The following is a 13,325-nucleotide window of genomic DNA, read 5'->3' as shown; positions in this document are numbered from 1 at the left end:
ATATATCCAGACAAGGAGCTTCTCACTGAGGATTCTATCCTTATTTTACTACTTTTCCCATTTATTTGCAAAAGAATTCAAAAATTTTTTTTATTTTTGTGAAATATGCCCACAATGAGGGCATATATTTTTTGTTATAATTCTTCTTTTTTCTTTCTTCCCAGACGGATGTCTTCCATATGAGATTTCAGTTCCGGTGTCATACTGTCAAAGAGATAGGTTTTGCTGTTGTCCCTGCGCTCCTGCCATTCTTCTCTCATCTGCTGTTTTGCGGAAGCGATCTCATCTTTGAATCCGCGCGCTGAGATCCTGGCAGCTCCCTGTCCCATAATGATGATCTGCTCCAGTCCGTCTGATGTGGCAACTGTCACGTTATGCTTCCGTCCGATTTTATGGACAGTGCGTTCAATATACTGATCTGCCGTTTCCGCTTCTTTTGTATAGACAACATGAATGTTATGATACTGGAAGGTTTCCTCCGGATGGCCCTCCACACGGTAGGCATCAAATACCAGGATCAGGATGCAGCCCTTGATCCCCTGATAATCACTTAGTATGTCCATTAACCGGGACTGTGCCGCATGAAAGTCTGCCTGTGCCAGATCTCTTAAATCCTCCCAGGCAAATATGATATTGCAGCCGTCCACCAGCAGATAGTCCTCTCTGTGGATGGCCGGACTGCTGTTTCTCCAGGCGCCGTGACCGGATTTTGCCGGAAGGCCGGAATCTGCTGCACCTTTGCCTCCCTTCCCGGAAAAGCTGCTTCCGCTTTCCGGATTTCCGAAGCTTCGGCTGTTACTGCTGTATCTCTTTGAGCTCACCGGACCAAAGGTTTTCTCAAAGATTGCCTTCAGTTCTTTTTCCTCTTCGTAGCTTCCATACATGGAGGTATATTTTCCACGGCCGGCATTGGCTGTTCTGTGATCCGGACTGTTTTTGGCTGTTCCCTGAACTGAACGCACTCCTGCAAAGCTGTTGTCGGAATCCTCATAGGCATCATTACTGTCCGGAAGCTGAGCTCCTTCCAAATGCATATATTCTTCTACCTCATACCAGGGAACCACGAAGCCTGCTCCATGGGCACAGAATACAGAGCCTGTAGGATTCTCAAGATCTCTCTCGGAATCATATCCGATCTCCTCTGCGATCTGCTCCTGATCCTGACAGGGTTCATAGCCATTCAGAGTACAGGTCAGATGACCTCTGCCTCTTGTGTAGGAAACTACCTGGCTCTGATAATCTCTCATTTTTGCCACCGGCGCACTTCCTTTGATCACCGACAGCTCTCCCTGGGTTTCCGGCCCCTGAAAGGTTCCCTGCATCCTCTGGATATCCGTCATGGCACGTCCTACATTTTCTGCCGGAACCTCAAGTCGGAAGCTGTAATAGGGTTCCAGAAGAACTGTCTCTGCTTTCTTGAGGCCCTGGCGCACAGCACGGTAGGTCGCCTGCCGGAAATCTCCACCTTCCGTATGCTTCTGATGTGCCCGCCCGGTGAGAAGTGTGATCTGCATATCGGTGATGGGTGATCCGGTAAGGACTCCCATATGCTCTTTTTCCTCCAGATGTGTCAGGATCAGCCGCTGCCAGTTCCGATCCAGCTGATCTTCATTTGCCGCAGTAAAAAACTGCAGTCCGCTTCCTCTCTCTCCCGGTTCCAGAAGAAGATGCACCTCTGCATAATGACGAAGCGGTTCAAAATGTCCCACGCCTTCCACCGGTGCGGCAATGGTTTCTTTGTATACGATATTACCGGTCCCAAATTCTACTGCCACATGAAAGCGCTCCCAGATCAGATGCTTCAGGATCTCGATCTGTACCTCGCCCATCAGCATGGCGTGGATCTCTCCCAGCTGCTCATCCCACATGATATGAAGCTGCGGTTCTTCCTCCTCCAGCTCCTTCAGACTTTTCAGCATCCTGTGGGCGTCACAGCCCTCCGGAAGGATGATCTGATAATTCAGTACCGGTTCCAGCACCGGCATGGCAGAATCCGCCTCAATGCCAAGTCCCTCTCCCGGATATGTTTCGGTAAGACCTGTAACTGCACAGACGGTTCCTGCCTCTGCCTCTTTGAGCATTTCAAATTTTGCACCGGAATAGATACGGATCTGATCTGCCTTTTCCTCCCAGATCTCCTCTGCCGGAATACCATTTCTTCCTGCATTAGTCAGCGTCTCCTTAACCTTCAGGCTGCCGCCGGTGATCTTCATATAAGTGAGGCGGTTTCCCTGCTCATCTCTGGCGATCTTAAAGATCCTGGCTCCGAATTCTGCGGGATAGGACGGTACTGCCATGTAGGTCTCCATTCCATGGATAAAAGCATCTACGCCTTCCATCTTCAGGGCAGATCCAAAAAAGCATGGAAAAAGCTTTCGCTCCAGGATCAGCTCTGCCACGTCCTTTTTTGCGATCGTTCCTGTTTCCAGGAAGCTTTCCAGAAGTTTCTCCTCACACATGGCGATATTTTCCAGAAAATCATCCGTTCCATTTATTTTATCAGAAGCGCCCTGCGTTCCGGATATATTCTCTTTTTCTGCTTCGCTGGCGTTGTCTTTCAGCTGCATTCCTTCAGCTGACGGAGATTTCCCGGAGTTATCCACAGGATTCTCCTTTTTCCCTGCTGCTTCTGCACCGGAGCATTCCAGTTCTCCACTAAAATCCACACAGCATCCGCTTAATTTCTTCTTCAGCTCCTCAAGAAGTCTTTCCCTGTCTGTTCCTTCCTGGTCCATTTTATTTACGAAAAGAAATGTTGGGATCTTATACTGTGTCAGCAGTCTCCACAATGTCTGTGTATGCCCTTGCACACCATCTGCGCCATTGATCACCAGGATCGCATAATCCAGCACCTGCAGGGTACGCTCCATCTCAGCAGAAAAATCCACATGCCCCGGTGTATCCAGAAGTGTCACTTCCATATCCCCCATGGAAAAAACTGCCTGCTTTGAAAAAATGGTGATTCCTCTCTCCCTCTCAAGCTCATAGGTATCCAGATACGCATCCTTGTGATCGACTCTTCCGATCTTCCGGATCCTTCCGCATTTAAAAAGCAGGCCTTCCGATAATGTCGTCTTTCCTGCATCCACATGGGCAAGCACGCCCAGGCTTATATGTCTGTGTTTTATATTCTGAGGTTTTTCTCCCATTGAAAATACCCCTTTCTGTTGTAATGATATTCAATATCATAACATAGAAAGGGGTATAAGTCGAATTTTGTTTCGGTCTGTGATTCAGGAATCCAGGTAGGCTTTCAGCTTCTCCAGATCCTTTTTCATATCTGCTCTTCCTGTCTGGTAAATCCGCTCCAGATTGCTCTCATCACGCTCGATCATCGCCGCCTGGATGGGACTGCTCGGACGGATGATATGAATGCGACCCTCTTTTTCCAGAGCAGACAGTTCCTCCAGTGTTTCATTATAATGAATATGCCGTTCCTCCAGATCCTTCAGAAAAGCCGGATATTTATGTAATACTGCTTTCAGAAAAAGCTGCATCTTCGGGTTTGCTTTTTTTCGGTACTTCACATCTCTGGTAAGCACCACTACGTTTTTTTCGTATCCCCGGGAAAGCATCCATTTAACCGGGATCGGATCAGACACACCACCATCCAGAAGTCTCTTTCCCTCAAGCTTCACCGGTCGGGAGGCTACCGGGATCGATGCAGACGCACGCATCCATTCAATATCCTCCACATCTCCGTTGGGACATTCATGATACACCGGTTTTCCTGTATCCAGGTCCGTACACACCACTGTAAATTTCATGGGATTTTCTGCGTAGGTCTGACGGTCAAAAATATCCAGCTTCCAGGGCAGTTCATAATATCCGAATTCCCGGCTGTATACATCTCCTGTGGTGATCCAGTTCCGGATGCTTGCAAGTCTTTTATCCTTGCAGTACTTTTTGTTATAGCGAAGAACTCTTCCGATCTGCCTGGACTTATAATTGCATCCAAAAACAGCTCCAGCCGATACGCCCACCGCACTGTCTGCATAAATCTCATTTTCCATCAGAACATCGATCACGCCGGCTGTATACAAGCCTCGCATACCGCCGCCCTCCATAACGATACTGAATTTTTTCAATTGTGTTTCTTCCATTTATTTGTCCTCTGTATTCTGTCTGGCAGACTCTGCTGCCCTTATGCTGTCATCTTTATGTCCCATTTATTGTACTTTTTGAATTATATCGGTCTTTTCTGCCATATATCTATATCCATTATCAGAATATCTTGGTTGTCCACTTGCTCATATCCCAGACTTCATTTACCACATCCTGATAAAATTCCGGTTCATGGCAGATGAGAAGGATACTTCCGCGGTATTCCCGGAGAGCTTTTTTCAGCTCGTCTTTTGCATCTACATCCAGATGATTGGTAGGCTCGTCCAGAAGAAGAATATTGGTGTCACGGTTCACCAGCTTGCAAAGACGCACTTTTGCCTGCTCACCACCGCTTAAAACTCGTACCTGGCTCTCAATATGCTTGGTCGTCAGCCCGCATTTTGCCAGTGCGGAACGCACTTCATACTGGGAAAATGACGGAAATTCCTGCCAGAGCTCTTCGATACAGGTAGTTCGATTCTCACCTTTAACTTCCTGCTCAAAATATCCGATCTCAAGGTTCTCGCCCTGCTCCACACTTCCGGAAAGAGGCTTGATCAGTCCGAGAAGGCTTCGAAGAAGTGTTGTTTTTCCTATTCCATTGGTTCCCACCAGTGCGATCTTCTGTCCCCGCTCCATCGTAAAATTCAGTGGCTTGGAAAGCGGCTCATCATAACCGATCACAAGATCATGGGTCTCAAAAAGCATCTTTCCTGGTGTTCGTCCATAACGGAATTTGAACTCCGGCTTCGGCTTCTCTGCTGCCAGCTCGATCACATCCATCTTGTCCAGCTTTTTCTGGCGGGACATAGCCATGTTTCTTGTGGAAACACGGGCCTTATTCCTTGCTACGAAATCCTTCAGCTCACTGATCTCCTGCTGCTGTTTGCGGTAAGCAGCCTCCAGCTGTGCCTTCTTGACCGCATAGACCTCCTGGAAATGATCGTAATCTCCTACATAACGGTTCAGTTCCTGATTTTCCATATGATAGATAATGTTAACTACAGAATTCAGGAAGGGAATATCGTGGGAAATAAGGATAAAGGCATTCTCATAATCCAGAAGATATCTTTTCAGCCATGCAATATGCTCCTCATCCAGATAGTTGGTAGGCTCATCCAGAAGCAGGATATCTGGCTTCTCGAGAAGAAGCTTCGCAAGAAGTACCTTGGTTCTCTGTCCGCCGCTTAGATCCGTAACATCACGGTCAAGCCCAAGATCCAGAAGGCCCAGAGCTCTGGCAACCTCCTCCACTTTGGCATCGATCGCATAAAAATCGTGAAGTGTCAGTTCGTCCTGGATCGTTCCAAGCTCTTCCATCAGACCATCCATCTCGTCAGGATCTGCAGTTCCCAGCTTGTCGCAGATCTCGTTCATCCGTTCTTCTTTTTTGAGAAGAGGATCAAAAGCGGATTTCAGCACCTGGCCGATGGTCATCCCCTTTTCCAGAACTGCATGCTGATCCAGATAGCCTGCGTGGACATTTTTTGCCCACTCTACCTTGCCCTCATCCGGCATCAGTTTTCCGGTCACAATACTCATAAATGTGGACTTTCCTTCGCCATTAGCGCCTACAAGTCCGATGTGTTCTCCCTTAAGAAGCCGGAAAGATACATCTTCGAAAATCGCTCTGTCTCCAAACCCGTGGGTCAGGTGTTCTACATTTAAAATACTCATTTGTTATATTCCTTTATCATTGTGGTTTTTCTGTTTTCCCGGAAGGGATTTTTAATAATGCTATAGTATTATACTTGATATTTTTCTCTGCTGTAAAGTCAAATCTCTGTATACACTACGATCGGCTAACTGGCAGCTTTTTTGTATTACCGGTTAAGCAGCTGAATACTATTAAATAATTTTCCATCTTCCTACTTCATTATCTTCTGTAAAAATCCTGTTCTTATTTATTATGCCATCGGATCTCACCGTTTAATATGATCGGATAACGGATCAGCTTGTCTGAATCAAGGTTTTCCGCATACATATCTACTGCGGTTATCTGGTGATTATCATATGTGGTATAATAATAGATTCCCTTTGTCGTGTTGCAGCATGAAGTATAGATCGTGATCTCATATGCGCCCTCTGATACCTCACAGCATCCCCGCTGCTGATCAACAGAGCCTAAAATATGGAAAAACTGGCTGACACTTTCGTTTTCCCCATCTCCGGATATTGCGTTTAATTTTGTAAATGCAACCTTTACAAATCTTGACTGGCTTGAAAGATCTCCCGGAATTCCCATTCCGCCCATTCCTCTGCTGTATGGATCCAGCTCGAGCACTCCTGCAAATGTACTTTCCGGCTGCTTTCTGGATACACCCGCATAATTGTTAAGCGCAAACATCTGACCGGGGAATGGAGGATTATTTGTAAGTACGCCAACAGGATCGTCATAGATGTGCATTCCGTCTTTCATGGATTCTACAACGATGCATTCCTCCTTGTCTGCGATCATCCAGTGAAGCTGTGCGGTTGGAAGCTGTTCACTGAAGGGTGTTCCCATAAGCTTCATATTGGAAAGCATCCTCCTTGCTTCAGCCACCGAAGCACACTGGGTAAGGATCCATGGAATAAATTCATATTGCGCCACCTGGACAAGATCCTTATCTGCCTCTGTCGCTTCATCTGCATATGCCGCATTCCCCACAAAGTTAAGTCCTGCCATACCCAGTCCCTTTTCATTAGCCGCATCATAATAAAGCGGATAATCTCCTGCTACAAACGCCATTCCTATGAAAGCATAATGTGTTTTTGCTTTTCCTGCATATCGGAAATCGAACTCATAATTTCTTGGGGTTATGGTCACCTCTTCCCCATAGGAAAACTCATAGTCAAGAGTTCTTCCCATATAAAAATCCTTTGTCTGATACGTTGCTGCTGTACACATAGATTTACACCTCTTCCTTACAATAATCCTGCAAACAATCTCATGAAAAGCTGTCCCAGACGAAGATATGCACTGCGTCCTGTCCGGTATTGTTCTGTTACTTCCCGACATTCCTTCATTGTTTTTTCCAGGTCATTTCTTATGGATAACACAGCCGGACTGTCTGCCATAAAGCATCCGTTTTCAAAATGATGATAAAGGCTTCTGTAATCCAGATTTATGGTTCCGCAGGTTGCCATACAGTCATCTGCCACGCTCATCTTGGCGTGACAGAAGCCAGGTGTCCACTCATAGATCCGCACTCCATTTTTAACCAGTCCATGATAAAAGGAACGTGTAACACTGTAAATCATTTTTTTATCCGGGATTCCCGGTGTAATGATCCTGACATCAACTCCCCTCTTTGCAGCAAGACACAGCGCATGTGTCATTTCATCCGTAATGATCAGATATGGCGTTATAAACCAGCAGTATTTTTCAGCTTTGTTGACCATGCTGATATAAACTTCCTCTCCTACCTGTTCACCATCCATTGGACTATCTGCATAAGGCTGTACAAATCCGTTCTGAGCTGCCTTATATTCTGATCTTATAAAATATTTGCTGAAATCCTCATTATTATTCCTGTCATTGGCTGCATTCCACATTTCAAGGAATGTTGCTGTAAGCGACTGAACTGCATCGCCTTCAAGACGGATCCCGGTATCCTTCCATTGTCCGTAGGGATTGGTGTAATTAAAATATTCATTTGCCAGATTATAGCCGCCTGTGAAAGCTGCTTTTCCATCGATCACGGTTATTTTTCGATGATCACGGTTGTTCAGAAATACATTCAGACCCGGCATAAACGGATTAAATACCCGGCAGTGGATTCCGACCCGCTCCATCTTTTTTACAAAATCCGTATTAATAAAGCCAATAGAGCCCATATCATCATAAAATACTCGCACTTCCACGCCTGCCTGTACACGCTCCTCCAGCACTTTCTGGATCTTTTTCCAGGCCTCTGCATCCTCTATCGCATGGTATTCCATAAAAATAAACTTTTCAGCCTTTGACAGTGCTGATAACTGTGCTTCTAATCCCTTTACCGCCTCATCATAATAAACAATATCCGTGTTCTGGTATACGGGATAACCTGCATTTTTCCAAATATACTCACTGATATTTCCTGCTTTGGGGATTTTGTTTTTGATATTTTCCAGTTTTTCCCGATTGTCCGGCAGAAGCGGCAGAAGCTTTCTGTCGATATCCGCATATCGTTCTCGCATTTTACGGGTTCCGCCATTTAATCCGATCAACAGATACAGCGCTACTCCCATGATCGGAAACACAAGTATCAGAATGATCCACGGCATTTTCATGGAAGAGGTCTGATCGGATGCATATAGTGCCAGAACCAGAATTCCTGCAAAGACTCTAGTCAGCAGATTAACGATCTCCGCATATTCATTCAGCCTTGTGATCACGATAATGATAAAAGCTGCTTCCAATAAAATACAAAGCACTGAAAAGCATAATCGAATGACACCGTTTTTCGTTTTTGCTCTGCCCTCCAGTGTATCCTGCCTCATAAAACCGCCCCTTTCTGCATTGAATGGAAATTTTCTGTTGTGCGTAAGCCTAACTGAATATTCCTGTTTCGTAGTAAACTCAACAATTATCTTTTGTACTGCAAACAGCGCAGCTCTTACCTGGTGGTTACTTATCCACTGTAATAAAAAATGAAATACGAAGAAAGCCCTGGAAGCTGCAACTTCGAGGGCTTTTGCTTTTTCTGTTATAGACACTTTAATTCTTTTTTGCCTGCGAGCATTATATCATATGCGATTTTTCTTCGCAATATACTCTGTATACTTTTTAAGATGTTTCTGTTTTTACTGAACTCTTTGCTTCTATCATTGCAATAACTTTCTCCGCTGGTTTCCCAACTAGACATGTGATTGTTGGTATTCTTTAACCTGTTTTCACTTACCGCTTGTACCGCAACATACCATTTTTCAATTCAATAAATTTTCCGTTAAAGATTTCCTGCAACACCTGTCTGCATGGTATCCGTTGCAATCTTCTAACCTCAGACGCTTCCATTACTCGGAAAGTAGTTTGGTGATGATCTTGATAAAATGCAATGAGCGATTCAATATACGGCTCAGCATCTTCAAACGTCCAGTTTGCTTCCTCCTTCAAACGCGAGAATACCGATACCAGACTAATACATCGAACATCTTCAAAATTTGTAGCGCCATTCCGAGCATTTCGGTCATCGGAGCAGAACACATAAATCTGCTCCCCAAGCATCACCGACAAGACCTGCAACAGCACAAAAGACTTGATTTCTCCAAGATTATTTTTCTTGCCCACTTCGATATCGAGTCGTTCAAGCTCTTTCAAATAATCCTCTCTCGATATCGCCGTGTAATCAGCATCTTCCAATGCTCGATAATGTTCCGAAAAGTAATCTTTAGAAAAAACATCACAGGCCAATTTTAACATCTGTGTATAAGTCGCACACGCCAGCGGCCCTCGTACATGTGACAGGCTTTCAAGAATTTCTTGATCTGTGTAGCTTTTTATCTTTTGCGCGCCAATCTTTTCGCTCAACCAGATTGGCGCATCAGCATTATACCGATTAAGTTCTGTTACGATTTGCGCATGACAAAAGAACACATATTCCGGCAATTCCATGACCCGGTCAATCAAATGATTATCGCCGCCATCTTGAACAGAGTGCGTTTTGGAAATGAAATCGGTATCTAGCAGTGCATATTTTTTCACTTCGCTTTGACACCCCTCAATCCAAACCGTACTCTTTTTTCAGTTGAGTAATGTAAGCCACATCGTCATTTTCTCTGGATTCTGTCAGATACTCATGCTGTCTGTTATACTCAACTTTCTCAAGGAGTGTGCCAAAAGATTCTGTTCCCCTGCCATCAAGCTGCCAGCGCTTTGCCTTACCTATCAGTGATGCCCTTTTCATTACATTCGCAGAACTTATCTCCAGCAGCTTTTCAGCCTGCTGGTGGGATATGTTTCCACTTTCAAACAAGCGCAGTACAACTGCCTTGTAGGGCATAGCAAACATATCCATAAGTATCAAAACGGAATCTACCGAAACCAAATCTTTATCAATTCCATACAGTAGAATTTGCTCATGGAGAAGTTGATCCGGCATCAAAAGCAGACCTGCGAAGGCATTAGCTTCCAAGTCCTCCTGTGTTCTTCCTGTTTCATCACCTGTTGCCGAATCCAGCATAGAACCATTTTTTATATAGCTCTGGTCTGCATTTTCTACATAACAGTAGATATGGTACAATTCATGCGACGCAGCGAAAAACTGCTTACATAGTGGAAGTGCCGTATTTACGCACACAAAAATCGTATCCTGCTTCAAAAAAGTCAATGCCCATAATTCATCATCATGAATTGGAAAACGAAGCAGTTCCAGTGCAATTTCTTTCTTTCTTGCATAGTTCTGTATAACAGCAAAAATATTATCTTTGATAATAGAATTACCGACATACTCTGCCGAAAACTGCCTGACAACAGATTGAATTTCATCAAATTTCCTGTTTTGGCTTACAAAAAGGCTATCTTTCAGAACATTGTTCATCACTTATCCTCCCAGAGCTGCTCCATCTTTTTGCCATTCTCGCATGCCCTAGTGTGGAACAGAATCATGTCGGACAGTTCATCCGCAAGCCGGATTCCCTTTCTTGCTTCTTCTGTTTTAACACGCCCCATAAACGCATGAATCACATTCGTATCCATCGGCTTTTCTGGCATCTTCATCAGAGAATCCATCGACACATGCAGATATTCAGAAATCTTATGAAGTTCAATCGCATTGATTGCTCTTGCACCATTCATAATTTTGCTCATTGTCTGTTTGGAGACTCCAATTCCTTCTGCCAGATCAACCTGCTTTTTGTTTTCTTTTTTCAGTTCAGCCTGAATGTTGTTTGCAATTATCATATTTACATCCAGCATATAATCGCCTCCTGTTCTTGTACTTATATTATACGCTCTTTCACATAGAATATCAATTATTTAGAGACTGATCTTAGTTTTTAATTTATTTTGTCGCTATTTTAGTTACAAGTCATCGCTAACCTTCAGAAGAGTGGTTTACACTAACGCTATAAACCTGTATTTTCCTCATTCAAAAGACCTTCTACAACCTCAACAGAGAGATTTCTATGATAGAACAGCTCATTGCCGAAGCAACAAAATTTGATTTCAAAGTTGCTCTCAAAACGAATCCACCAAAAAACCGGTTAAAAAACACCCCATTGCTTTTCCAACGAGGCTTGTAATTGTTGCAGGTCGACAAAATGCTTGTTTCTACACCCCTTGACCTTTCTTTCGTATACGGTAAACTATCCGTACTGCTCTAACTTTAAGCCGCCGTTTCCGGCGGCAAGGTTTTAAATATTAGTTGCTTTTGTTTTGCTCCGGCATATTGCTGGAAGTTTTTCAGACCATGGCAGGATATCATTTATAAAACTATATTCCCTGTCATCCTGGTGGTCCTTCAATACAGTCAGGACATGTTCAAGATACCGAAAAGGATTCAGATTGTTAGCTTTTGCCGTTTCTGTGATGCTGTAGATAATAGCACTGGCATTTGCGCCATCCAGACTGTCGATCAGCTTCCATGTATGCTTATGGAGACAAAAGCTACGCAGAGCACTTTCTGTCGCATTGTTATCCATAGGAATATCACCGTCTTCCAGAAAGGCTTTCAGAGAAACTTCCTGATTGATACAGTAGTTGATCCCATCCAGAGTCTTTCCTCTGGAAAGCTGATTTTTAATCTGGATCTCTTTTGCCCATGCAAAGAAGGCCTCTACAAGAGGTCTGATATTGGCCTGACGGTACATCTTTCTGACTTTTGCAGGCTGTCCCTCCATCTGGTTGTCCAGATGATAGATTGCTGCGATCCGGCTGACTGCTTCGTAAGCTACAGTCTCTTTCGCATTTTTCTGTGCTGCTTTCGGCAGGGCTTTCAATGCCTCCGCAAACCTGCGCCTTGCATGTGACCAGCAGCCGGCAAAGACGATGTCTGGATTTTCCCTGTCCAGCTTCCTGTATGCAGAGTAACCGTCGCATACTACGATCCCTTTAAAATCCTTCAGGAATTCTTCCGGATGGTCCGCTTTTCGGGTTCGCTGGTATTCATACAGGATGATCGGAGTATCCGCATAACTCTTTCCGGTCCGATAGATCCACATGTAACTTTTACTGTTTACCGGCCGTCCATCCTTAGTGACCATGACTGGAGTCTCATCAGCCTGAAGTACATGAAACTGATACATCTCCTTATGGAGCCGGTCATAAAGGATTCCCAGATACCTGTCCGCACACTGGATCATCCAGTTTACCATGACCTGTCTGGAGATATGGATGTCATTCCGCAGGAATTCCTGGCTGATCCTGTAAAGAGGAAGCCCGTTTACGTACTTGGCATTCATGATGCTTGCCGCAAGTGACGGAGTGAGCAGGCTGTTACGGAGCAGATTCTTCGGACGGTCCGCTTTTATGATTGTCTGGTTGTCCTTACCAGCGTAGACTGCCACATGATGTTCTTCAACAGTATAGACTGCCGGCTGCACACGTACCCTTTTATATATCTCGTCTGGAAGCTGTTTCCATCCATCTGTGCCAAAGACATCCTGGAGTTTTTCTTCTGACAGGGTATGGACGATCACTTCAATCGGAAGATCTTTTAGAGCTGCCTCCCGTTTTCCTTTATTTTTACGACGCGGCTGTATCACATCTTCCTCAACAGGCTCAACTACATACAGTGTTTCCGTAAGTGCTTCAGCCTCATTAAATATAAGCTCCAGTTCCAGCTGTCCGGAGATCGTTTCCAGTTTTTCGGAAGAACGGCCGTAACGCTTATTGTTTGCGTCAGCGATCTGCTCGATCAGGCGCTCCATGTTTGTATTCAGCTGGTGAATCTGATCCTGCATGGACAGGATGACTGCCATAAGTGTTTCCCTGCTGAAATTATTCAGTTCTTCTTCTGTATATACTTTTGCCATGGATGCCGTTCTCCTTTACCTGATGTTCCTATTGTAACGCAAAGATAAAGAAAAAGCGAATCAGGCAGACAGGGTATTCGTCATTTTTACTAATAGATGAATACTATGAAAAACTCAAAAAACTATTAGTTTTTCGGGCTTTTCAGAGTACTTATCCACAAGCCCTGCAAAGGGGCCTGAAAGTACTCCTGAATAAATGAAGGCAGCGGAATTATGAAAAGTGGATAACTCTTTTTCGGGACTTATGATGATTGGAAGATGTTTTTTTATTTTCTCTGTTTTGCACA

9 protein-coding genes are annotated in these 13,325 nt (G+C 44.5%); all 9 read right to left on the bottom strand.

Annotated features, from left to right (window positions below; genetic code table 11):
* Positions 1–134 precede the first annotated feature (134 nt).
* The gene (locus DMI82_RS06430; RefSeq protein WP_110102860.1) at positions 135–3,149 is read right to left on the bottom strand and encodes a translation factor GTPase family protein; all 3,015 of its coding nucleotides are present in this window, start codon (positions 3,147–3,149) and stop codon (positions 135–137) included.
* 84 nt (positions 3,150–3,233) lie between these two features.
* Positions 3,234–4,103 (bottom strand): patatin-like phospholipase family protein, encoded by an 870-nt coding sequence (locus DMI82_RS06425; protein WP_110102859.1) that lies wholly within the window; start codon positions 4,101–4,103, stop codon positions 3,234–3,236.
* Positions 4,104–4,224: 121 nt separating this feature from the next.
* On the bottom strand, positions 4,225–5,781 hold the full coding sequence (locus DMI82_RS06420) for an ABC-F family ATP-binding cassette domain-containing protein (protein ID WP_021652255.1): 1,557 nt from the start codon (positions 5,779–5,781) through the stop codon (positions 4,225–4,227).
* Positions 5,782–6,004: 223 nt separating this feature from the next.
* On the bottom strand, positions 6,005–6,994 hold the full coding sequence (gene bsh / locus DMI82_RS06415; protein ID WP_110102858.1) for a choloylglycine hydrolase: 990 nt from the start codon (positions 6,992–6,994) through the stop codon (positions 6,005–6,007).
* Between the two features lie 17 nt (positions 6,995–7,011).
* Positions 7,012–8,568, bottom strand: coding sequence for a cardiolipin synthase (gene cls / locus DMI82_RS06410; RefSeq protein WP_110102919.1), 1,557 nt, complete (start codon positions 8,566–8,568; stop codon positions 7,012–7,014).
* Positions 8,569–8,965: 397 nt separating this feature from the next.
* Entirely contained in the window at positions 8,966–9,769 is an 804-nt protein-coding gene (locus tag DMI82_RS06405) for a hypothetical protein (protein ID WP_021652251.1), read from the bottom strand.
* Between the two features lie 16 nt (positions 9,770–9,785).
* Positions 9,786–10,604 (bottom strand): ImmA/IrrE family metallo-endopeptidase, encoded by an 819-nt coding sequence (locus tag DMI82_RS06400; protein WP_021652250.1) that lies wholly within the window; start codon positions 10,602–10,604, stop codon positions 9,786–9,788.
* Complete coding sequence (locus DMI82_RS06395) at positions 10,604–10,981, bottom strand: helix-turn-helix domain-containing protein (RefSeq protein ID WP_015527351.1); 378 nt, start codon at positions 10,979–10,981, stop codon at positions 10,604–10,606. The genes DMI82_RS06400 and DMI82_RS06395 overlap by 1 nt, the downstream gene beginning before the upstream one ends.
* Positions 10,982–11,418: 437 nt before the next feature.
* Positions 11,419–13,038, bottom strand: coding sequence for an IS66 family transposase (gene tnpC / locus DMI82_RS06390; protein WP_110102857.1), 1,620 nt, complete (start codon positions 13,036–13,038; stop codon positions 11,419–11,421).
* Between the last annotated feature and the right edge of the window lie 287 nt (positions 13,039–13,325).

Source organism: Blautia sp. BCRC 81119 (assembly GCF_003184505.1).
GTDB lineage: Bacteria > Bacillota > Clostridia > Lachnospirales > Lachnospiraceae > Blautia_A > Blautia_A fusiformis.
The sequence above is the reverse complement of the archived record's forward strand: the minus strand, read 5'-3'. Positions and strand labels throughout refer to the sequence as shown.